23 protein-coding genes and 2 tRNA genes are annotated in these 20,403 nt (G+C 69.4%); 12 read left to right on the forward strand and 13 right to left on the reverse strand.

Annotated features, from left to right (window positions below; all coding sequences use genetic code 11):
• Positions 1 to 94: 94 nt before the first annotated feature.
• A complete protein-coding gene (locus tag ACIPVB_RS14995) occupies positions 95 to 1,591 on the reverse strand; it encodes an L-serine ammonia-lyase, iron-sulfur-dependent, subunit alpha (RefSeq protein WP_400369947.1) in 1,497 nt (498 codons plus the stop codon).
• Positions 1,592 to 1,737: 146 nt separating this feature from the next.
• On the opposite strand from ACIPVB_RS14995, the gene ACIPVB_RS15000 reads away from it, so the two are divergent.
• Positions 1,738 to 1,810: transfer RNA gene (locus ACIPVB_RS15000), tRNA-Arg, on the forward strand.
• A gap of 317 nt (positions 1,811 to 2,127) precedes the next feature.
• Positions 2,128 to 4,047, forward strand: a complete 1,920-nt coding sequence (locus tag ACIPVB_RS15005) for a DUF4365 domain-containing protein (protein ID WP_400369948.1) — start codon at positions 2,128 to 2,130, stop codon at positions 4,045 to 4,047.
• A 58-nt stretch (positions 4,048 to 4,105) separates the two neighbouring features.
• On the opposite strand, the gene ACIPVB_RS15010 is transcribed toward ACIPVB_RS15005, so the two are convergent.
• From ACIPVB_RS15010 to ACIPVB_RS15020, 3 genes are all read right to left on the reverse strand, one after another.
• Entirely contained in the window at positions 4,106 to 4,327 is a 222-nt protein-coding gene (locus tag ACIPVB_RS15010) for a hypothetical protein (protein ID WP_400369950.1), read from the reverse strand.
• Complete coding sequence (locus ACIPVB_RS15015; protein ID WP_400369952.1) at positions 4,324 to 4,644, reverse strand: hypothetical protein; 321 nt, start codon at positions 4,642 to 4,644, stop codon at positions 4,324 to 4,326. The genes ACIPVB_RS15010 and ACIPVB_RS15015 overlap by 4 nt, the downstream gene beginning before the upstream one ends.
• Positions 4,645 to 4,957: 313 nt before the next feature.
• Entirely contained in the window at positions 4,958 to 5,164 is a 207-nt protein-coding gene (locus ACIPVB_RS15020) for a helix-turn-helix domain-containing protein (protein WP_400369954.1), read from the reverse strand.
• 196 nt (positions 5,165 to 5,360) lie between these two features.
• Between ACIPVB_RS15020 and ACIPVB_RS15025 the strand changes: the two genes are divergently transcribed.
• On the forward strand, positions 5,361 to 5,786 hold the full coding sequence (locus ACIPVB_RS15025; protein ID WP_400369956.1) for a hypothetical protein: 426 nt from the start codon (positions 5,361 to 5,363) through the stop codon (positions 5,784 to 5,786).
• Positions 5,783 to 6,163: a hypothetical protein gene (locus ACIPVB_RS15030; protein WP_400369958.1), complete on the forward strand. Its 381-nt coding sequence runs from the start codon at positions 5,783 to 5,785 to the stop codon at positions 6,161 to 6,163. Before ACIPVB_RS15025 ends, ACIPVB_RS15030 begins: the two co-directional genes overlap by 4 nt.
• A 24-nt stretch (positions 6,164 to 6,187) precedes the next feature.
• On the opposite strand, the gene ACIPVB_RS15035 is transcribed toward ACIPVB_RS15030, so the two are convergent.
• Entirely contained in the window at positions 6,188 to 7,375 is a 1,188-nt protein-coding gene (locus tag ACIPVB_RS15035; protein WP_400369960.1) for a tyrosine-type recombinase/integrase, read from the reverse strand.
• A 134-nt stretch (positions 7,376 to 7,509) separates the two neighbouring features.
• Between ACIPVB_RS15035 and ACIPVB_RS15040 the strand changes: the two genes are divergently transcribed.
• Positions 7,510 to 7,584, forward strand: a tRNA-OTHER gene (locus ACIPVB_RS15040).
• Between the two features lie 89 nt (positions 7,585 to 7,673).
• On the opposite strand, the gene ACIPVB_RS15045 is transcribed toward ACIPVB_RS15040, so the two are convergent.
• From ACIPVB_RS15045 to ACIPVB_RS15055, 3 genes are all read right to left on the reverse strand, one after another.
• Positions 7,674 to 7,880, reverse strand: coding sequence for a hypothetical protein (locus ACIPVB_RS15045; protein ID WP_400369962.1), 207 nt, complete (start codon positions 7,878 to 7,880; stop codon positions 7,674 to 7,676).
• A 275-nt stretch (positions 7,881 to 8,155) separates the two neighbouring features.
• The gene (locus ACIPVB_RS15050; RefSeq protein ID WP_400369963.1) at positions 8,156 to 8,794 is read right to left on the reverse strand and encodes an asparagine synthase; all 639 of its coding nucleotides are present in this window, start codon (positions 8,792 to 8,794) and stop codon (positions 8,156 to 8,158) included.
• 57 nt (positions 8,795 to 8,851) lie between these two features.
• Positions 8,852 to 9,280, reverse strand: a complete 429-nt coding sequence (locus ACIPVB_RS15055; RefSeq protein WP_400369965.1) for a YdeI/OmpD-associated family protein — start codon at positions 9,278 to 9,280, stop codon at positions 8,852 to 8,854.
• A gap of 254 nt (positions 9,281 to 9,534) precedes the next feature.
• On the opposite strand from ACIPVB_RS15055, the gene ACIPVB_RS15060 reads away from it, so the two are divergent.
• The 4 genes from ACIPVB_RS15060 to ACIPVB_RS15075 are packed head-to-tail and all read left to right on the forward strand — an operon-like array spanning position 9,535 to position 12,019.
• Entirely contained in the window at positions 9,535 to 9,945 is a 411-nt protein-coding gene (locus ACIPVB_RS15060; RefSeq protein ID WP_400369966.1) for a DUF4383 domain-containing protein, read from the forward strand.
• Between the two features lie 2 nt (positions 9,946 to 9,947).
• Positions 9,948 to 10,478: a hypothetical protein gene (locus tag ACIPVB_RS15065; RefSeq protein WP_400369967.1), complete on the forward strand. Its 531-nt coding sequence runs from the start codon at positions 9,948 to 9,950 to the stop codon at positions 10,476 to 10,478.
• A gap of 51 nt (positions 10,479 to 10,529) precedes the next feature.
• Positions 10,530 to 11,462, forward strand: a complete 933-nt coding sequence (locus ACIPVB_RS15070) for an oxygenase MpaB family protein (RefSeq protein ID WP_400369968.1) — start codon at positions 10,530 to 10,532, stop codon at positions 11,460 to 11,462.
• Positions 11,459 to 12,019: a DnaJ family domain-containing protein gene (locus ACIPVB_RS15075; protein ID WP_400369969.1), complete on the forward strand. Its 561-nt coding sequence runs from the start codon at positions 11,459 to 11,461 to the stop codon at positions 12,017 to 12,019. Before ACIPVB_RS15070 ends, ACIPVB_RS15075 begins: the two co-directional genes overlap by 4 nt.
• Before the next feature lie 103 nt (positions 12,020 to 12,122).
• Here the strand turns inward: ACIPVB_RS15075 and ACIPVB_RS15080 are convergent, their stop codons facing one another.
• Together ACIPVB_RS15080 and ACIPVB_RS15085 are read right to left on the reverse strand one after the other, a co-directional pair.
• Positions 12,123 to 12,953 carry an HpcH/HpaI aldolase/citrate lyase family protein gene (locus tag ACIPVB_RS15080; RefSeq protein ID WP_400369971.1) on the reverse strand — a complete coding sequence of 277 codons (831 nt, stop codon included), beginning with the start codon at positions 12,951 to 12,953 and terminating at the stop codon, positions 12,123 to 12,125.
• Positions 12,950 to 14,398, reverse strand: coding sequence for a cation:dicarboxylate symporter family transporter (locus ACIPVB_RS15085; RefSeq protein ID WP_400369972.1), 1,449 nt, complete (start codon positions 14,396 to 14,398; stop codon positions 12,950 to 12,952). Before ACIPVB_RS15085 ends, ACIPVB_RS15080 begins: the two co-directional genes overlap by 4 nt.
• Positions 14,399 to 14,534: 136 nt before the next feature.
• Here ACIPVB_RS15085 and ACIPVB_RS15090 point away from each other — a divergent pair, with 136 nt between their 5' ends.
• Complete coding sequence (locus ACIPVB_RS15090) at positions 14,535 to 16,139, forward strand: ATP-binding protein (protein ID WP_400370006.1); 1,605 nt, start codon at positions 14,535 to 14,537, stop codon at positions 16,137 to 16,139.
• Positions 16,136 to 16,819, forward strand: coding sequence for a response regulator (locus ACIPVB_RS15095; RefSeq protein WP_400369973.1), 684 nt, complete (start codon positions 16,136 to 16,138; stop codon positions 16,817 to 16,819). The genes ACIPVB_RS15090 and ACIPVB_RS15095 overlap by 4 nt, the downstream gene beginning before the upstream one ends.
• A 344-nt stretch (positions 16,820 to 17,163) precedes the next feature.
• On the opposite strand, the gene ald is transcribed toward ACIPVB_RS15095, so the two are convergent.
• Positions 17,164 to 18,249 (reverse strand): alanine dehydrogenase, encoded by a 1,086-nt coding sequence (ald, locus tag ACIPVB_RS15100; RefSeq protein ID WP_400369975.1) that lies wholly within the window; start codon positions 18,247 to 18,249, stop codon positions 17,164 to 17,166.
• Between the two features lie 155 nt (positions 18,250 to 18,404).
• Here ald and ACIPVB_RS15105 point away from each other — a divergent pair, with 155 nt between their 5' ends.
• Complete coding sequence (locus ACIPVB_RS15105; RefSeq protein ID WP_400369976.1) at positions 18,405 to 18,878, forward strand: Lrp/AsnC family transcriptional regulator; 474 nt, start codon at positions 18,405 to 18,407, stop codon at positions 18,876 to 18,878.
• A gap of 153 nt (positions 18,879 to 19,031) precedes the next feature.
• Here the strand turns inward: ACIPVB_RS15105 and mmuM are convergent, their stop codons facing one another.
• Positions 19,032 to 19,880 (reverse strand): homocysteine S-methyltransferase, encoded by an 849-nt coding sequence (gene mmuM, locus ACIPVB_RS15110; protein WP_400369978.1) that lies wholly within the window; start codon positions 19,878 to 19,880, stop codon positions 19,032 to 19,034.
• Entirely contained in the window at positions 19,877 to 20,383 is a 507-nt protein-coding gene (locus ACIPVB_RS15115) for a MarR family winged helix-turn-helix transcriptional regulator (protein ID WP_400369979.1), read from the reverse strand. The genes mmuM and ACIPVB_RS15115 overlap by 4 nt, the downstream gene beginning before the upstream one ends.
• Positions 20,384 to 20,403: the final 20 nt, after the last annotated feature.

Consider the following 20,403-nt stretch of genomic DNA (forward strand, 5'->3'; position numbering starts at 1 on the left):
ACGCTGCGCGGCAACGCCCCACCCGTCGCCCGGCACGCGGGGCTCCCGCGGCGACGCCTGACCCGTCGCCCGGCATCCGCCGCGCGCCGGAGTGTCAGCACTCGATGACGTTGACCGCGAGACCCCCCTCGCTGGTCTCTTTGTACTTCGTCGACATGTCGATACCGGTCTGACGCATCGTCTCGACCACCGCGTCCAGCGAGACGTAGTGACTCCCGTCGCCGCGGAGAGCGAGGCGCGCCGCCGTCACGGCCGTCGACGCCGCGATCGCGTTGCGCTCGATGCACGGGATCTGCACGAGTCCGCCGACCGGATCGCAGGTCAGCCCCAGGTGGTGCTCCATGGCGATCTCAGCGGCGTTCTCGATCTGGCGGTTCGTGCCGCCCATGACCGCCGTGAGCCCTCCGGCCGCCATCGCGCACGCCGATCCGACCTCGGCCTGACACCCGCCTTCGGCGCCCGAGATCGATGCGTTGGCCTTGAACAGCGACCCCAGGGCCGTCGCCGTCAACAGGAAGCGACGGATGCCACGACGCCGGTTGGCGTCGGCGACGTCGTCGTCATCCCACTGCGCCACCTCGGTGCGCGTGACGGCGTGGCCGTCGTAGCCGAGCAGGGCGCTGCCGACGAGTTCGCCGTGCGGGGTGACGGCGTTGCCGACCCCGAGCCCCGAGTCGGCGAGGAACCGCCACCAGTACATCGCCACCGCCGGGAGGATGCCCGCGGCCCCGTTGGTCGGCGCCGTCACCACCCGGCCGCCCGCGGCGTTCTCTTCGTTGACGGCCAGGGCGAAGGCGCCGAGCCATTCCCCGGGGAGTTCGCGGTGCCCCTCGGCCTCGATCGCCTCGAGCTGGCCCCGGATGACCGAGGCCCGTCGCTTGACTCTCAGGATGCCGGGCAGCACGCCGTCGCTGTGCAACCCCGCCTCGACGCACGCCGCCATGGCATCCCAGATGCGATCCAGACCGGCCGCGATCTCGTCGTCGGAACGGAACGCCTCTTCGTTCTGGCGCGCCGCCTCGGCGATCGTGATCCCGCGCTCGTCGCAGAGCGCGATGAGGGTCGCCGCGTCCGAGAAGGTCAGGGGCAGAGGGTCGCCGGCGACGCGCGCGGGCTCGCCCTCGCGACGGATGAACCCGCCGCCGATCGAGTAGAACGTCTCGTCGGCGAGCACCTCCCCCCGATCGTCGCGCGCGACCAGTGTCATGGCGTTCGGGTGCCCGGGCAGACGCGTGCGCGGCTCGAGCACGATGTCGGCCCGGGCGAACGCGATCTCGTGCACGCCCGCGAGCAGGAGCCTCCGCCCGTCGGGCCAGCCCGACCACGCCCGGCGCACGGCGTCGGGATCGACCGTCTCGGGCTCGAGACCCTGCAGACCCGCGACGACGGCGTCGGGGGTGCCGTGGCCGATACCGGTGGCGCCGAGCGAGCCGTAGAGCACGCACGAGACGGATGCGACCCGGTTCAGAGCGTCGTCGGCGCGCAGCCGTGCAGCGAATTCGGAAGCGGCCTTCATGGGGCCGACGGTGTGGGAGCTCGAGGGTCCGATCCCGATGGAGAACAGCTCGAACGCGGAGGTGTATGCGCTCATCCCGCCAGCGTACGACCCCTACCCGACACCGCGCGGACACCGACTCGCCACGCCCGGGATGCACGCCGTTCGGGACCGATTAGACGTCTCCGGTGGTCCCGGCTATGCTTGACCACGGCCTGCGCGCCGTTTCGCGCGGAGGCCCTGCGCCCGTAGCTCAATGGATAGAGCATCTGACTACGGATCAGAAGGTTAGGGGTTCGAGTCCCTTCGGGCGCACACTGTGTTGAGACAGTGAAAGGCCTGGTCCAGGAGCAATCCGGACCAGGTCTTGTCTCATTCCTGCGGACATTCCGCGGCGGGCTGGGCATTCCAGGGGCATTCCACGCGGGAGAACGGGGCCGGATCGCGCTCGCCGCGACCCCCGCAGAGAAGACCGGGCTTGATGCATTGGACTGCGCCCGGCGCGACGGCGGGCGAAAGTGCAGGTAACGTCGTTGCACTGACGTGCGCGCGCTGGCCAGAATGAAGCGATGCCCGAGGCGTTTTGGCGCGCTGAGAAGGGCACGACGCAGGCCGTGCAATAACTTCTGAACATGTCGCCTGAAGAAGATCTGCCGGTAAGACACGACAACCACTCGCGCTCTTCATGGTCGAGTCGCGCGTTCGAGAGCGTGTTGCCGCGTGAATGGGTAATCCATCTCCTCTCAGAGGATTACGGCATCGACCGCCGTGTTGAAGTGTTCGAGGAGGGGCGAACGACCGGCATCTTCTTCAACGTTCAGTTGAAATCAACCGACAGGGGCAGCGGTTATCAGCCAGCGGACTCCATCCGGCGGGCAACGCTGAACTATTGGAGCCAGACCCCCGACGCGACTCTGGTGGTCATCGGTCACGACTCCACTCAAACTCTCTGGTATCGGTGGTCGCACCTACTGCCGCACGACTCCAACCCAGAAACAAAGAGTCGTCAGGTGCGCTGCGAGAACGTACTTGATGCGGATGCGGCAGTCAATCTCGCGGAGGAGGCGCGGGCGTGGCGTCTGGCGCGGGAAGTCTCGCGGCACCTGCCAATCGAAGTTCACCTCACCGGAGACACTTTCTATGGCGAGAGCGCTGGGCTGCTCAAGAGAGCAATTGCTCAAAAGCTTTCGTCCCTGCCATCCTTTTTCCGAGTCGTACACAGCAATCCTCACCTTCCGTACCTCCAGGCCTCCATCGAAGACGCGAAGGTAATGGCCGGAATGCGTGGCGACAATCTGCGTCAGATCACTTACGAGTTTCACGGGGCGAGAGATTACGGCGCTCTCGCATCTGACGTCATCGCGGCTTTTGCTCTTTCGCTCGCCAGCGTCGGAGCGGAGGACTTATGTGTGCGGCTGCTGAAGATCGCCGCACCCGAGACGCACACGCTTCTCACATCGAACGGATTTGGCTACGCTGTGGCGCTCCTCACGCGACACGGTGAGACTGAAGCGCTGCTCAGGCTAATTCGACGGACCGCTGCTCACGAGGAGCATCCGGCTCGCGACATCGCATTAGCCGCGTTCTCGTCAGCAGGCGCAACCCCCGAACTGAGACGAGCAGTGGCGCACGAGATTGCCCGTGCTGCTCGAACATGGTCCCGACCAGCCACCGGCCTGTACAACGCGGCGAACACACTGACTGAGGAGGACGCCGAGGACGCGCTTCGCCTTTATGAGGAGGCAGCGCAAGCAGACGCGCGTTATCGAGAGCGCGGGTACTGGTGGAGAGAACAAGGCACGGTGCACTGGTCGCTGCAACAGGTCGAGAAGGCGGAAGAGTTTTACCGCAAGGCAATCGAGTACGGCGACACGAGGGCGGCCCCTCTCCTCGCGGACGTGCTGATGAGAACGGGGAGATTCCGCGAGGCACGACAAGCGTTCGAGAATGCCGACATCTGGTCGTCTCCAGACGCCGGCGCTCAGTGGCGGCTATCGCGAGAGGCAATGGAATTCATCGTGGAAGACCTGAAGATCGACTCTCAAGCCAGACCCACCCTCGCCGTACCGGAATTCATTCCGCCAGACACCATAGACACGACCGCATTAGAAGACGCTGCACTAGCGGCGATCAGCACCGACGCCCTCAATGGCCGGGCGCACTCGACACTCGCCTACGTGTACGAGCAACGAGGCAAACAATCAATCTTCGCTTCCATCGCAGCCGCTGTTACTATCAACGTCGACCCTTACCTGTGGTTAGAGCTCCTGCGTCAGTCGGTCACGGATGAATCGCTCGAACAAGAAGCACGTGCGGCAATTGGACAAGATGCCATGCTGTGCGCCTGGAAATACTTCGGGCCCGCGTTCGCGGACGTGATCCTGGACGAGGAGCTAATTCGCGACAATGAACTTCGGGCGGCGGTGTTCGACTTGTTCGAGACCGTGCGGCCGGCCTCGCCACCTCTTGAGCTTCGGCGACATTCCGAAGACGGTTCGAGTTACGAATCGATCTTCATCCCCACGGACCCGCGCCACCCCGACGCGAGGTAATTCGAGTCGTCGAGCATCGGCGTCCGCTAGCTCGTCCACGCCTCGGGCAGAGATGGCCTCAGTCGCCGTCTGTCGCGAATGCACTCATCCCGAGGAGGTGGGCGTGGGTGCCGCGCTGCACGAGGGTGTCGACCACCGCGTCGCCCTGCACGTGGAGTTGATGGAGGTCACCGGCGATGTGGTAGAGCGTCCGGTCGGGGAAGACGCGCACGAGCGCGTCGGACGCGATGGCGGCGATCTTCCCGCTGTAGCCGACGCCGACCACGCGCACGAGGCTCACGACGCGCCCCCGGGGAAGGCCCAGTCGCGGATGTGGTCGAGCACTTGGTCGGGTACGTCGACCATCTCGGCGGGCGTGCCGTCGCCCCGAAGCATGACGAGGTGCAGGACGCCGTTGTCGTCCAGGCCGTACGCCGTCTCGATTCCGTCCGTGGATCGAGCGATGAAGATCTCCCATGACCCGCGGAGGACGACGGGGACGCCGCCAACACGGACGCGCACGGAGGGCTGGCCATTCGAGATGGCCGGCAGGGGGCCCCACTTCGCGGCGGTGGCCTGGGCCGCGAGGAACTGCGACAGGCTGAGCGTCTTGCCCAAGCTGACCGTCGTCGGTGCGTCATAGTCCCAGTCGTCATCCAGGCGTTGTGGGGCCGCTGAGGCTTGCTGTGGGGGTGCCGGGGGTCGGCTGTAACCGGGACGGTTGACGCCCGACGTACGCCACGGGTGGATCTTGCTCGCGGGGTGTCGTCCCATGATCGTGCTCTCGCTCTCGTACTAGGGAGCGGCCCCGGGTTCGGCCCACGGAACGCAGCCGACGTGTTCTGCCACGCGTCCGTGGCCTAAATGGGTCGATTGCCAAGCCCGGGGAGTTGAGGGGTGGCCCACCTGCCAAGGGGGCGGTTTTGTCGTCTCAGGCGCGGCGAGCCGTCGTCAAGGGACGGCCCAGGCCGGCCAGATCCGTGGCGTCGATCCGGATGAGGCGGGTGCCGATACAGCGAGCGGGAAGCTCACCTGACGCGATCTTGCGGCGGATGGTCTTCGTGCTGCACGCCAGGATGTCGGCGGCGGTCGCGATGCTGACGTAGGTGGCCGCGACGGGGGCGGTGTTGCTGGGCATGGGGAAGTCCCTCGTACGAGATGTCGTACGGCTCAGATCTCAGATCGAGATCCGGCTCGGGAATTCTTCGCCCTGCCGACCGCAGTCGGCTCGCTTGCCCCTCCCGTCCCACAGGGTGGCGGCTCATGTCCAGTCTAGGTGACGTGGGTACGCGCTCGACCAGAGACGTTGTCGTCGTAGATAGACTCGCCTCACTGTGGGTGGCAAATACGGAAAGCAGCATCGGGAGCGCGAGCGTCGAGAGACACGCGAATCTCTGGCGTCCTTCGATGAAGAGACTGCGTGGTCCCCCAATCCGGGTGAGCCTACGGTGCAGGAGCAGGAAACCAACTACATATCGGAGACTCTGCTGATCGCACAGCGCACAGTTAGGTACGTGCGCAATGATTCGATTGTGGAGTTTGCGGTTGTGGTCCAGGAGCGCGTGGGCCAGGATCAGTGGCGTGAGGTGCTGTGTATCGACACGTGCAACCACGGCACGGTGCACCGCCATCGAGATGGCGACCACACACAGCTAGAGGCCATTGCGCCTATCACCGATCAGGGTGTTGTGCAGGATGGCTACTGGGAGGCCGTCGGCGAAGCGTATGATCTGGTCTACAACGAAGGAGCCACCCCGTGACGAAGGCAGAGCTCTCCAAGCGCGTCATGCGGACGATCGCCATTGATCGGCGCAGACCTCACCTCTTTCGCGACCAGAGCGGCAACGCCCCTCTGATGATCGTGCTGCCCAACGAGTATGTCGGCGACGTGTTCGACCGTGCGCAGAAGCTCTCCAGCGCGGGCGGCTTCAACATCATCGTCGCCTTCGCGAAGCACTTCGAGGTCATGACCTACGACGGAGCCATCAACCCCGAGTTCGATATGGAAATCAGCGGGGACATGTCTATGGGCATGCTTGGCATCAAGATGGATCAGAATCCCGGCAAGTGCATACGTATCAATGTGCGGGGACAATCTGTCGACGTGCCATCCGCTGCATCGTTTGCGTACGCCTGAGATCAACGCACGGATCTCGACTAGCTAGCTGACGTTAGTGCCCGTCTTCGACCTGATCGTCGTGACGTTCGACGGCGTCGGGGCGGGAAGGGTGGGCATGCGGTCGGCAAGCTCGGCGGCGCGGTCCTGCACTTGGTGCAGGTAGTGATCCACGGTCGTGCGCACGTTCGCGTGACCCAGGGCGTCGCGCACCTCCAGGGCCGTCGCACCCGCTGCGAGCATGTGCGATGCAGAGAAGTCGCGAAGGTCGTGTTCGCGAACCTGGCCGCGTACACCGGCTGCATCCTGGGCGGGCACCCATGAGTCATTGAACGTGCTGTCGTGGATGAACTCGGAGCGCCCGTTCGGGGGGAAGATCAGGGAGCCGTCGAACTCACCCACGTACTCGGTCAGGTGCGCGTCAATGGCGGCTGTCAGGTGTGCGGGGAGCGTGACCGCGCGGATGCCCTTCGCGCTCTTCGGGGGGCCCACGATCCAGCCCTCGCCGGTCACGTGCTGGGCCTGTCGCGTCACAGAGGCCACGTAGCGCCCGTCGATCAAGCTCAGGTCGCTACGGCGCAGGGAGCGCCACTCAGACAGCCTCAGACCGCCGTACGCTGCGATGAGCACGCCGAGTTTGAACCGCGCGTCCACGTGCTGGTGCAGGACGGTCAGTTCCTCGACCGTGGGCGGGCGGAACGTCTTCCCCGCGGAGGTCTTCGTCAGCTTGGCCGGCACGGGGTTGACCTGCACGATGCCGTCTTCCTCGGCGGTCGTGAGGATCGCTCGCAGTAGACGCGCCTCGGCTGCTGCTGCCGTCTTGCCCACGGTCATGCGCTCGGCGTGCCAGGTGCGGACGCGGGCGGGCGTGATAGCAGTCAGGGCGTCGTCAGCGAAGACGGCCAGCCCCTTGGCCAACTGGCGTTCGTACTCGACGCGCGTCTTGGGCCGGAGGGGTTCACCCTTGGACGTGACGCGCTGGGCGATCCAGGTCGCGGAGTACTGGCCGAACGTCTCCGCGGCGAGCGCCTTCGGGTTCTTCCAGCGTCCCGCGATGATGTCGCTGCGCTGACTCGATAGCCACGCTCGCGCGTCGGTCTTCGTGTCGAACGTGCTCGGCGCGTAGTAGCGCACGCCCTCGTGCAGGTAGGACGCCTGCCACCGGCCATTCGAGCGCTGGCGGAGGGTGCCCCAGTCTTCCCGGTTCGCCTTGTACTTCCGCGGCTCCGTCATGGCGTCCCCTTCGGTGGCTTGGGCATTCCGTGGGCATTCCAGAATGTCCAGACCAGTCTACAGAGGTCCACACGATCAGAAGGTCTTGGGTCTCGATTTGCGATTTTCCGGGGATAGCGGCGTCATTGAGAGGGGCGTCCGGATGCCCACGTGAGTGCAGCATCTGACTACGGATCAGAAGGTTAGGGGTTCGAGTCCCTTCGGGCGCACACTGTGTTGAGACAGTGACAAGCCCCGGCTGCGAAGAGATTCCAGCCGGGGCTTCTTCCGTCTCCGGGCGCCGGCGCGGGCGTGATCGCTAGGCCGATTCCTCCCCCGCGTGCGCGGCATCCATCCGCGTCGAATGCAGCTGCAGGATCGCGACCGCCTCGTGCAGCGAACCGAGCGGCGTCTCGATCTCGTCGTAGTGGTGGACGAAGCCGTTGGCGTCCCGCGCACTCACCGCCACGATCGCGTAACCGGGCCGCGCGACGCGCGCCTTGCGTCCGAACCGTCGTTGCGCCATGGATCCACCCTCCGTCGCCGCCGACGCTACCCACAGGGCGCCCCCGACGTCGGGACGACACCCGGGAACAGCACCACCCGAGGTCAGCACCAACCCGAGAACGACACCACCCAAGGTCAGCACCACCCGAGAACGACACCACCCGAGGTCAGCACCACCCGAGAACGACACCACCCGAGGTCAGCACCACCCGAGAACGACACCTCCCGCGAAGAGCATCCCCCGAGAACAGCGCCACCCGAGAACGCACCACCCCTCCGCGGGCGCGACCCTCGTCAGCGCGCGGCGGACTTCTTCTTCTTGCTGTTCTTGCCCTCGGATGCCGACTCCTCGACCTCCGGCGCGGCACTGTCCGGCGTCGTCGCCTTCTCTTTCGCCCGACGCTTCGCCTGCGAGGCCAGACGCGCGAGGTCGACCATGCGCAGGGCATCCATGCGCGCCTTGCGCATCTGGGCGTACTCCGGGTCGGCATCCGCCGTCATGCCCTCGACATCGAGCCGCTGCGTGAGGTTGGCCTCGACATCGCCCCACGCGGCGATGCGCGCGTCGGCGACCAGCTGGGCGACGCGGTCCGGGTCGTCGGCGAGGGCCCGCAGCTCTTTGGCGACGCCCCGGGACTGCTTGGCGCGGCGACGCAGGTTGCGCGTGTCGCGGTCGCGGTAGTCGTGCGTGCCGGACGAGTCCGAGAAACGCCCCCACGCACGCTTGCGCTGATGGGTCACGCGCTCGGCCGCTTGGTCCTGCTCGTCGGCGAGAGCACGCACGGTCGCGCGTGCCAACTCCCCGAAGACCTCGCCGTCGAAGTGGCCTCCCCGTGCGATGGTGTCGACGAGGATGCGGTTGCGCACCGCGAGTCGCGCCGCCGCTGTCGCGATGGACAGCCCTTCGGCGATGGCCTCTTTCGTGCGCCCCACGGGACCTCCCGCTCCAGGCTATCGTCCGGCGCGGTCGCGCCGCGGCGTCGTCGCCCCTCAGCTGAGCTTCGCCACCACGGCCTCGATGCGGCGACGACGCGTGTCGTCCGCCTTCGCGGAGGTCACGTTCGTCACGTGGGCCTTCCGCGCACTCGGCGAAAGAGCATCGAACGCCGGACGCACCCCGGCCTCGGCCATCGCCGCAGCCAAGTCGTCGGGCACCTCGACCGTGCGCGGGGCGGTGTCCAACGTCAGCTCCACCGTGATGGCATCCCCACCCGAGAGCCCCGTCGCCGCGCGCCTGTCGGACGAGAACGGGATGAGGAATCGTCCCCCCATCACCCCGATCGTGCTGGCGTACACGTACCCGTTCACCTCGACCGTCACGGCGGCCCGCCTGCCTCCGCCCAGCCGGTCGACGACCTCGACCGGAACCTCGATGCCGGTGTTGTTCCCGGTCTGCTGCAGAGTCGTCTCGAACCGCATGGCCCGAGTGTGACAGAGCCGGTCCCTATGCCACCACGTCGCAGAACGCAATCCCCTCCGGCCCCCTCGCGCGCCCCCGTACGGTCGTCGATGTTGCGGAGGGCCTCGGAGAGTACTCGGGGGCCTTCTGTCGTATCCGGTGGCCCTACCTCACGGCGGCAGGGCGACGCAAAGCCCCATCCGAAGCGGGGGTTTCCTCCGAAGATGTTGTGAGGCGCCCGAACGGTCGCTGTACGCATACTGGGAGGTTCGCCATGAGCTCTTCACCCAACCGTCTCGTCGCCACGATCTTCGGCGCCGTCTATCTGCTCGTCGGTCTGCTCGGTTTCGCCGTCACCGGCGGAGTCGCCTTCATCGCCACCCAGGGTGGCCTGTTGCTGGGAATCTTCGAGGTCAACCCGCTGCACAACATCGCTCACCTGCTGATCGGTGGCGCGCTGCTGGTCGCCGGCCTCGCCAACGCCCGTGCGGCGAAGGGCGTGAACACCACCGTCGGCGCGGTCTACCTGCTGCTCGGCCTCGTCGGCTTCTTCCTCGTCGGCACGGCCGCGAACATCCTCGCGCTGAACACCGCCGACCACTTCCTGCACCTCGCCAGCGCCGTCGTCCTGCTGGGTGTCGGCCTCGGCACCGAGCGCAGCCTCCCGCGCACCGCGGCTCTCTGAGCATGACCGCCGCGACCTTCACGAGGTCGTGGCCCTCCGTGTCCGCGTGGGGGGCCGGCCTCATCGTCGCCGCCCTCGGCGCGGGTGCGATCGTCCGTGCCGATTCCGGGGCCGCCGCGCGCGGCCTCGGAATCGGGATGGTCGTCCTGGGCGTGGCCGGCCTCGCCTGGGGCGCAGCCGCCCTGTCCACCGGCCGAATCGTCCTTCCCCGGGTCGCACTCATCGGAGTCATCACGGCCCTCGCGGCGACCGCCGCACTGATCTTCCTCGCCCCGGCGCACACCAGCATCATCGGCGTGGCCGCGGCATCCGTCCTCCTGGTCGTCGTCGGTGCGACCGCGGCGACGCACCTGCGGCGCGGTCGCACGGGCAGCCCCGCGGACCGCACCCCCCGACCCATGAGCGTGCTCGGTCTCGTCGTGGCCGCCGCCGTTGTGGCCGTCCTGGTCACACCCGCCCTGGGTGCCACGCAGGACGCGGTCCTGCTGCGCGAGGACGGGACCGTTCCTGTGATCTCGCACGAAGGTCACTGACCACGTCGCCCATCCCGCGCCCACCCGTTCAGACGGTGGCACGCTGGAGGGGTGACCGACGCGACCTTCCCCTCCGCTCCGGGCTGGATCCAGTCATTGCGGGGCAAGATCCTCGTCGCTCTCGCGGGCGACCCGACCGGCATGGCCCCGTACGTCCGCGCCATCGCCGACGGAGACGACACGGGCTACTTCGCCGAGAACGGTCCCGCGTGGACCGTGCACGCGGGAATGGGGACGCTGGTCGCCGGCATCCGGGCCCTTCTGCTGCAGGCCCTGCATCCGGGCGCCCTCGCGGGGGTGCACGATTGGTCGCGATATCGCGAGGATCCCATCGGCCGTCTCACGGGCACGGTGCGCTGGGTCATCACGCTGACGTACGGCTCCCGGACGCAGGCGGATGCCGAAACCCGCCGCGTCGGACGGTTCCACCAGCGGGTGAAGGGCGACTACCGCGCCGGCGACGGCAGCGAGCGCACCTACACCGCCGAAGCGGCCGACCTCGTGCGCTGGGTGCACCTGGCCTTCACCGACGCGTTCCTCGCCGGCCACGAGGTCTCGCGCCGGCCCATCCCGGGCGGACCCGACGCGTACGTCGCCGACTGGGCGACCGCGGGACGGCTGATGCGCGTCGTCGACCCGCCGACGACCCGCGACGCCCTGCGCGCCGAGATCGACGGCTTCTACGAACGGGGTGAGCTGCGCGGTGACGAGCGGGTCGCCGACGTGGTGCGCTTTTTGCGCAGGCCGCCGTTCCCGGGGCTCATGGGGGTGTCGTACCGCGTGCTGTTCGCCGCGGCCGTGGCGACAATCCCCCGCCGGTACCGCAAGATGCTCGGCGTGCGCCGCTGGCCGCTGCCCGTGCTCGCGCTGACGCGGGTCGTCCTGCGCGTCACCGAAAGGGCACTGGGGTCCGGACCCCGCGCACAGGACATGGCGCGCATCCGCCTGCGTCGTCTGGAGCGTGAGAAGCCGGAGGCGGCATGAGCGAGGACCCTCGAGAGGCCGCGGAGCGCTACCGGCTCGGTCGCGCCCTGCGGGACGCGGGGATGGAGCCTGCCGCGCCACCGGAGCAGTCCCCCGCACGCGGATCCACGGCCGCCGAACGTGCAGCCTTCGTCGAGACCGCGATCCAGCAGGCGATCCGTCGCGGCGACTTCGACGACCTCCCCGGCGCGGGCAAACCGCTCGCCGGGCTGGGCGATTCGCACGACCCGGACTGGTGGATCCGCCGCAAGATCCAGACCGAGCAGCTCACCGGCCTCGGTCCCCCCGCCCTGACCCTGCGCGTGGAGTACGCCGAGCGGGCGCAGAGGATGGATGCCATCGCCCGCGAGACCGAGGTACGCGAGGCGCTCGAGGACTTCAATCGACGGGTCATCGAGGCCCGACGCCAGCTGCTGGGCGGCCCGCCCGTCGTGACGCCGACGGTGGATGTGGACGCCGAGGTGGCGGCGTGGACCGAGCGGCGCCGGGAGCGGGAGGCCGCGTCGGCGGCAGACGAACCGGCGCCGCGGCGGCGGTGGGGGCGGCGAGGGCGCTGATCGAGACGGCTGCGCCGCGCCGGCGGTGCGGCGGCGGTGGGTTCGACGAGGGCGCGGGAGGTCGGCCCTCCGATGTGCTCCAGAACGTGCTGTGCACCCCGGGTCAGAGCGCGGCGAGGGCCTCTGCGCGCTCGACGAGAGCACGCGCCCGGGCGAGGGTGGGCGCGTACGAGCCGTCGACGGGACCGTCCGGCGTCGCCTCCAGCAGCGCACGAGCACGCTCGACCTCGTCGGGCGCGGGAGTGAATCCTGCGTGAGCGCCCGCCACGGCGGCATCCCTCAGGGCGAGTGTGCCCGTGAACCCCATCGCGACGGCGTGCGTCGCGGCTTCGCGGGCCTGTTCGAGCGGACCGCATGGGCCATCGATGGGACCGGCGATCCCCGCGGCGGCCGAGGCGACCACGAGCTGCGCACGCGGCCACGACAGCGCCATCCGATCCGCGCCCATGCCCGTGTCGCGTCGGAAATCACCGGTGCCGAACGCCAGTCGACGCGTCGCGGGGTGCGCGGCGATCGCCGGAGCCACCAGAAGAGCCGCCGCGGACTCGATCATCGCCACGATCGGAACACCCGCCGGAAGGGATGCCGCGACATGGGTCACGTCGTCGGGTCCGGCGCACATGGCCAGCACCACTCCCGCCAGACGCCCGTCCAGTTCGCGCCCGAGGGCGAGGTCGTCCTCGCCCTCGCGCGTACCCGCCGCGCTGATGCGCAGCCAGACGGGTGACTCTTCGGCCGCGCGGCGGGCACGGGCCCGGCCCTCCCCCTTGCGACCCGCGGGCAGGCCGTCCTCGAGGTCGAGGACGAGCACATCCGCCGCGGTCTCGAGGCCTCCCGCGAGCGGTGAACGCAGCATCCACGTGCGGGCGAGGGCCACACGCGCGGGGGCCGGGGCGGCCGAAGCCGCCCCCGCCGGGGTGTGCGCGAGGGTCACGAGCGGCTCCGAGCCGCCGCCTCCGCCTCCGCCTGAGCGCGGAAGGCGTTGAGCGCCTGGGTGTCGACGGGCGCGGGGCCCGCTCCGACCTCGTCCGACGCCTGCTCCTTGGCATCCGCCGCGGGAGTCGCCGAGTGGTCGTGACCCGTCAGCAGCGACTCGTCGAAGGGGATGCCGCCGGCCAGCACCTGACGGGCGCGCTCGGCGTCGTACTGCTTGGTCCAGACACCGATCAGCATGGTCGCGACGGCGTTGCCCGTGAAGTTCGTCACAGCGCGGGCCTCGGACATGAAGCGGTCGATGCCCACGATGACGCCGACACCGTTGACCAGGTCGGGACGGTAGGCCGACAGACCGCCGGCGAGGGTGGCGAGGCCTGCACCGGTGACACCGGCGGCGCCCTTGGAGGCGATGATCATGAAGATCATGAGGCCGATCTGCTCGGGGATCGACATGGGCGTCCCCATCGCCGAGGCGATGAACAGCGACGCCATGGTCAGGTAGATCGCGGTGCCGTCGAGGTTGAACGAGTAGCCGGTCGGGACGGTGATGCCGACGACGGGCTTGGATACGCCCAGGTGCTCCATCTTCGCGATCAGGCGAGGCAGCGCGGCCTCGGAGGACGAGGTGCCGACGATCAGCAGGTACTCGCGACCCAGGTACTTCATCAGCGCGAAGATGTTGACGCGGGTCACGGCGTACAGCAGCACGCCGAGGACCAGGGTGATGAACAGGAAGCACGTGAGGTAGAAAGCGCCCATCAGGATGCCGAGGCTGATGACGGCCTGGAAACCGGTCTTGCCCACGACCGCGGCGATCGCACCGAACGCGCCGATCGGGGCGAGCCACAGGATCATGCCGAGGATGCGGAACACCAGCGCCTGGAAGTTGCGGATGCCCTCGACCATGCGGGCGCCGCGCTCGCCCATGCCCTGCAGGGCGAAGCCGACGAGCAGGGCGATGAACAGCACCTGGAGGATGCTGCCGCCGGTGAAGGCGGAGAAGAACGTCGTCGGGATGATGCCCAGGATGAAGTCCTGCGTGGTGGTCGGCTCGGCCGCCGCCTCGTAGGTGGCGCCGGCGATGTTCAGCCCCTCGCCGGGGTGGATGATGTTGCCGACGATCAGACCGATGATCAGGGCGAACGACGACATGATCAGGAAGTAGACCATCGCCAGGCCGCCGATCTTGCCGACGGTGGAGGCCTTGGCGATCGACCCGATGCCCACCACGATGGTGCAGAAGATGACCGGGGCGATCATCATCTTGATCAGGTTGACGAAGCCCTTTCCGATCGGCTCGAGCGTCGTGGCGAAGGCCGGGGCCATGAGGCCCACGACGATTCCACCGACGACGGCGATGATGACGGCGATGTAGAGCCAGTGGTTGCGGTCGATCTTCTTACGCGGTCGACCGTCGCGAGTGGTGCGGAGTGAGAGAGCCATCAGCGCCTATCCCTTTCCTAACGTCTTCGTTGTCCGGCGGGGGCGCCGGGTGGATGACACGACTGTGGTCGACGGTGAACGCGGTGGCGATTTGTGGTCGTATTGTTCACGGCAGGCGCGACGAGGGGCGGTGAGCATGCGGCTGAGTGTGGGCGGGCGACTGGCGCTGGTGTCGCTGGGCGTCGTCATCCTCGTCGCCGGCGTGCTCGCGGCGCTGCTATCCGTGCAGCTCAGCGACTCCGGTCAGCGCGAAGCCGAGAAGGTGACCAGATCGGTCGCCGAGACGATCGCCCATGAGCCCGACGTCGCGCAGCTGTCCGCCGCGGGGGACTCCGACACCCTGCAGCCCATGGTCGAGCAGATCCTCGCCGAGGCCGACGTGTCGTTCGTGACGATCATGACGCCCGACGGCATCCGGCTGACCCACCGCAATCGCTCCGAGATCGGCGAGCCGTACCTCGGCTCGCGCGACGAGGCCCTTAGGGGACGCACCTTCACCGAGGTGTACGCCGGTACCCTCGGCCCGTCGGTGCGCACGATCGCGCCCGTGCGCGCCGACGGCGCAGAAGACGGCCCGATCGTCGCCCTGGTGTCGGTCGGGGTGACCCTGGGCGCCGTACAGCAGGACATCGCCGCCCGCGCCCCGCTGATCGTCCTGGCCTCCACGGCCATCGTCGGCATCGGAGTACTGGGCGCGCTGTACGTGCGCCGCAGCGCGCGCCGTGTCACCGGCTCCTACACCCCCGCCGAACTGTCGCGTCTGGTCGAGAGCTACGAAACGGTGCTGCACTCGCTGCGCGAGGGACTCGTCGTCACCGATCGGACGGGACGCATCGTCCTCTACAACGATGAGGCCGCCGACCTGCTGGGCCTGCCGCCCGCCACGAGCGGACAGGTCTCGCTGGACCCGCGCGAGGTGGACATGGATGCCGGCCTCGCGGAGGCGATCGCGACCGGTCGACGCATGGTGGAGGAGACCGTCGTCACCGGCGAGCGCGTGCTCCTGGTCAATCAGGAGGAGACGCGCGACCTCAACGGCCGGCGCGCACCGCAGCGCGGACGGGTGATGACCCTGCGCGACCGCTCCGAACTGCAGGCGCTCCTGGGCGAGCTCGAGGGCGTGCGCACCCTCAGCGACACCCTGCGCTCGCAGACCCACGAGCACGGCAACCGCCTGCACGCGCTCCTGGCGCTGCTCGAACTCGGACGTTCGGACGACGCGCGGCGCCTGATCGTGGCATCCACTGGAGAGAGGCAGGAGCTCGCCGACCGCATGGTGTCGGACGACGAGGACGCGATCGTCGTGGCACTGCTGCTGGGCAAGCTCGACGAGGCAGCCGAACGCGGCGTGCGTCTGGACATCGACGTCGGCGAACCCACCCCCGCACTGCCGCTGGCGGCCGCCGAAGCGGTGACCGTCGTCGGCAACCTCGTCGACAACGCCCTCGACGCCGCGGCGGCCGGCGCCGCCCCGCGGTGGGTGCGCGCGACGCTGCACGAGGGTGGCGACGACGTCGTCATCGAGGTCGCCGACAGCGGTGCCGGCTTCGACCCGACCCTCACCGACCCCTTCGCCTTCGGGGCGTCGACCAAGACGGCGCAGGCGCCCGGCGGCCGAGGCGTGGGCCTGGCCCTCGTGCGCGACATCGTGGCGGCGCGCGGGGGGACGCTGCAGGTCTCGGACTCCCCCACGACGGTGCGGGTGTTCCTTCCCGCGGTCGCGCAGGCGGTCACCTCGTGATCCGTGTTCTGGTCGTCGACGACGACGCCCTCGCCCTCGAACTGCACACGGCCTATGTGGAACGCGTCCCGGGCTTCGAGGTCGCCGGACAAGCCGCCGGCGCACGCGCCGCGCTCACGGCCATCACCGACCCCGATCGCCGCATCGACCTGGTGCTGTTGGACATGACGATGCCCGACGGCGGTGGTCTCGACGTCGCTCGACGCGTCCGTGCGATGGGATCGGGCGTCGACATCATCGCCGTCACCGCGGTGCGGGATGCCGCCACCGTGCGCTCCGCCGTGTCGATCGGCGTGGTCCAGTACCTCATCAAGCCCTTCGCCTTCGGGGCGTTCCGCGAGCGCCTCGAAGCGTACCGGTCGTACGTCGAAGGCCTCGACCGCGCCGCCGGGGACGCAACCCAGTCCGAGGTCGACGCACTTCTCGGGTCGTTGCGCACCGTCGCCTCCCCGGCGATGCCGAAAGGACTCAGCGACGAGACGCTGCAGGCGGTCGCCGAGCGGGTGCGCACCGTCGACGGCGCCGTCTCGTCGACCGAGGTGGGCGAGAGCGAGGGCATGTCGCGCGTGACGGCGCGCCGGTACCTCGAGCACCTCGCCGACGTCGGACGAGTGCGCCGCGTTCCCCGCTACGGCGGGCAGGGCCGCCCCGAGATCACTTACGCCTGGGTGCGCGCCTGACCCCCCCCAATCGAGTGTCCACGAAACGCCGCCCGGCACACCCCGCCCGCGGCGTGTCCTGGACACTCAACGGGCAACGGGCGGGGCGGGAGAGGCGGGGCGGGCGGGCCGCCGGGCGGGCGGGCGGGGCGGGGCGCCCCGAGACCGCCTACGCCTGGGTGCGCGCCTGCCCCCCGATCGAGTGTCCACGAAACGCCGCCCGGCACACCCCGCCTGCGGCGTGTCCTGGACACTCAACGGGCAACGGGCGGGGCGGGAGAGGCGGGGCGGGCGGGGCGCCGGGCGGGCGGGGCCGCCGGGCGGGGCGCCGGGGCCGCCGGGCGGGGCGGGAGAGGCGGGCGGGGTCAGAGGTCGAAGGCCGCGCGGACGCCCTCGTTGACGACCACGCCGGCGCGCACGTTCAGCCCCTTCGCGAGGGCGGGATCGGCGGATGCCGCGGCCTCCCAGCCGCGGTCCGCGATCCGCGTGATGTAGGGCAGCGTCGCGTTCGAGAGGGCACGGGTCGAGGTGTGCGGAACCGCCCCGGGCATGTTCGCGACGCAGTAGTACAGCGCCTCGTGGACCGGGAAGGTGGGGGCGTCGTGCGTCGTCGGACGCGAACCCTCGAAGCATCCGCCCTGGTCGATCGCGATGTCGACGAGCACGGCGCCCGGCTTCATCGCGGCGACCATGTCGTCGGTGACGAGCTTGGGGGCGGCCGCTCCCGGGATCAGGACCGACCCGATCACGAGATCGGCGTCGGCGAGCTGCTCGGCGATCTCGAGGCGGGTCGACGCGCGCGTCTCGATCGCCCCGCCGAAGCGCTCCTCGAGCTGACGGAGCTTGGGCAGCGAGATGTCGATGACGGTCACGCGGGCCCCGAGGCCCAGGGCGTTGGCCGCCGCGTGCTCCCCCGCGACCCCGCCCCCGATGACGACGACCTTCGCCCGCGGCGTCCCGGGCACACCACCGGGCAGCAGTCCCCGCCCGCCCGAGGCGCGCAGCAGGTGATGGGCGCCCTCGATGATCGACAGCCGACCGGCGACCTCGCTCATCGGCGCGAGCAGGGGCAGCGCCCGGTCGGGGGTCTGCACGGTCTCGTAGGCCACCGCCGTGGTGCCCGCGGCGATCAGGGCATCGGTCAGCGGGCGGTCGGCCGCGAGGTGCAGGTAGGTGAACAGCGTCAGGTCGCGGCGGAGGAATGCGTACTCGGGGGCGATGGGCTCTTTGACCTTGACCAGCAGCTCGGCACGCGCCCAGGTCTCTTCGGCGGTCTCGACGATCTCGGCACCGGCGGCGCGGTACTGCCCGTCCGAGAAGCCACTGCCCGCACCCGCTCCCGCCTGCACGAACAGTTCGTGACCGCGATGCACGAGGGCATCGACCCCCGCGGGCGTCATCGCGACGCGGTTCTCGTTGTTCTTGATCTCGGTGGGCACGGATACGCGCATGGGTTCCTCCTCGAGCGGATGAGCGTTGCCGGAAGAATCGCAGAAAAGGGCGTTTCGCGGGTGTTTCCCCGAACATCCTTCGAGAGCGTAGGGTCAAGGGCGATGAGAATCGGATGCCACGGCCTCCCCCACCCGCTCCCGGCGAAGGATCTACGGTGATCGACGACGACCTGCACCCGCTCGACGCGCGGATCATCGAGCTGCTCTCGGCCGATGCCCGCATGACCAACGCCGCCCTGGCCGACACGCTGGGGGTGGCGGCATCCACTGCCCATGCCCGTGTTCGCGCACTGTTGGACCGCGGTCTGATCACCGGCTTCCATGCCGCCGTGGACCAGAGCCGCCTCGGGCGGGGACTGCAGGCGATCGTCGGCGTCACGCTCCGGCCGGGACAGCGGCACGAGAGCATCCGGGCGTTCGCGCACGAGATCCGCCGTCACCCGGACGTCATCCAGCTGTTCTTCCTCGGCGGGGCCGACGACTTCCTCGTGCATATCGCGGTCGACGATTCTTCGGCCGTTCGCCGTTTCGTCGTCGATCATCTCTCGGCGCGGCACAGCGTGGCATCCACCCGCACGAGCATCATCTTCGAGTACCACCGCAACGCCCTGGCGGCGGACTTCGACTGACACCACCCCCGGCACAGCTGCTCGGTAGCCTGGGCGGCTGACCCGGAACCCCCTGCTCCCGTCGATCGCGGACGTCCTGTGGGGCGGAGCGGTCGTGATCGTCCTGGCGCTCGTCGTGATCGGCGCGATCGTACGGGTGCAGCCGCGGCGACGCTAGACCGCGGCGGCGATCGCGGCGATGTCGGCCGGGGTCGACCGGCAGCACCCGCCGACCAACCGCGCTCCGGCGGCGACCCACGCGGGGGCGTCGTCGGCCAGCGCGGCGGCTCCGCCGTGCCAGGTGCGGGTCGCGGCATCCCAGACCTCACCCGTGTTGGGGTACGCCACGAGGGGCACCGCAGGCGCCTCGGCGAGCGCCGCGGTCACCGACGCGGGCGCGCAGCAGTTGACGCCGACGGCCAGCACGTTCGGGACGGATGCCGCGAGCCGCAACACCTCGGCGCGTGAGGCGGACGAGAAGCCCGAGCTGTCCGCCGACACGCTCACGAAGGCGGGGACGCCGAGGGCGGCGAGCTCGAGGGCGAGGGCCTCGACCTCGAGCGACGAGGGGATCGTCTCGACCGCGAGCAGGTCGGCTCCGGCCTCGGCGAGCACGTGCAGTCGGCGACGGTGGGCTTCGCGCAGGTCGTCGAGCGAGAGGTCGTAGTCGCCGGTGTACTCGCTGCCGTCGGCGCGCAACGCCCCGATCGGGCCGACCGATGCCGCGACCACCGCATCTCCGGCCTCGCGCGCGACCGCCACCGAGCGGCGCAGCAGCGTCTCGACCTCGGCATCGGGGATGCCGGCGGCGAACCCCAGCTGGTACGACGCCGTGATGACGACCTCGGCGCCGGCGGCGACGAACTCCGCGTGGGCGGCGCGCACCTCGTCCGGGTCGTCGCGCAGCACCCGCGCCGACCAGAGCGCGCTGGTGACGTCGTTGCCGCGCGCCGCGAGCAGGGTGCCGAGCCCTCCGTCGAGCACGACGGGACGCTCGGTCAGGGCGGCCGCGAGGTCGATCACGCCTCGTGCGTCTCGCCCGCCGCGAGGACGCGAAGGGCGCTCGCGAGGAGGGCCTGGTCGGCGCGGCTGACATCGCGCAGAGCATCGGCCTCGAGCCGGACGAGCTCGGTCATCGCGGCATCCACGCGGTCGATGCCCTCGGGCGTGATCGCGACGAGGATCGCCCGACCGTCCGAGGGGTTGGGGCGGCGGTGCACGAGACCGCGCTCGGCGAGCTTGTCGAGACGGTTGGTCATGGCCGCGCTGCCGATCATCGTGGCGGTGATCAGGCGCGTGGCGCTGAGCTCGGTGCCGGCACGGCGGAGCACCGCCAGCACGTCGAACTCCCACACCGCGATGCCGGCACTCGCGAACGCCTTGGCGCGCAGCTTGGACAGGTGGAAGGCCGCGCGACGCAGGCGGGACATCACGTCGAGCGGGGTGAGGTCGACCTCCGGCAGCAGTTGCGACCAGGCGTCGATGAGGAGGTCGACCTCGTCGTCTTTACTGCTCGCGGTAGGCATTCTTCGACGGTACCGGAGCC

This window comes from Microbacterium sp. NPDC090007, assembly GCF_044748345.1.
Classification (GTDB): Bacteria; Actinomycetota; Actinomycetes; order Actinomycetales; family Microbacteriaceae; genus Microbacterium.

Coding starts and splice junctions, on each gene's coding strand:
- ACIPVB_RS14995 (WP_400369947.1), bottom strand. CDS start 1,591: ATGAGCGCATACACCTCCGCGTTCGAGCTGTTCTCCATCGGGATCGGA.
- ACIPVB_RS15005 (WP_400369948.1), top strand. CDS start 2,128: ATGTCGCCTGAAGAAGATCTGCCGGTAAGACACGACAACCACTCGCGC.
- ACIPVB_RS15020 (WP_400369954.1), bottom strand. CDS start 5,164: ATGCCCAGCAACACCGCCCCCGTCGCGGCCACCTACGTCAGCATCGCG.
- ACIPVB_RS15035 (WP_400369960.1), bottom strand. CDS start 7,375: ATGACGGAGCCGCGGAAGTACAAGGCGAACCGGGAAGACTGGGGCACC.
- ACIPVB_RS15045 (WP_400369962.1), bottom strand. CDS start 7,880: ATGGCGCAACGACGGTTCGGACGCAAGGCGCGCGTCGCGCGGCCCGGT.
- ACIPVB_RS15055 (WP_400369965.1), bottom strand. CDS start 9,280: ATGCGGTTCGAGACGACTCTGCAGCAGACCGGGAACAACACCGGCATC.
- ACIPVB_RS15060 (WP_400369966.1), top strand. CDS start 9,535: ATGAGCTCTTCACCCAACCGTCTCGTCGCCACGATCTTCGGCGCCGTC.
- ACIPVB_RS15065 (WP_400369967.1), top strand. CDS start 9,948: ATGACCGCCGCGACCTTCACGAGGTCGTGGCCCTCCGTGTCCGCGTGG.
- ACIPVB_RS15075 (WP_400369969.1), top strand. CDS start 11,459: ATGAGCGAGGACCCTCGAGAGGCCGCGGAGCGCTACCGGCTCGGTCGC.
- ACIPVB_RS15085 (WP_400369972.1), bottom strand. CDS start 14,398: ATGGCTCTCTCACTCCGCACCACTCGCGACGGTCGACCGCGTAAGAAG.
- ACIPVB_RS15090 (WP_400370006.1), top strand. CDS start 14,535: ATGCGGCTGAGTGTGGGCGGGCGACTGGCGCTGGTGTCGCTGGGCGTC.
- ald (WP_400369975.1), bottom strand. CDS start 18,249: ATGCGCGTATCCGTGCCCACCGAGATCAAGAACAACGAGAACCGCGTC.
- ACIPVB_RS15115 (WP_400369979.1), bottom strand. CDS start 20,383: ATGCCTACCGCGAGCAGTAAAGACGACGAGGTCGACCTCCTCATCGAC.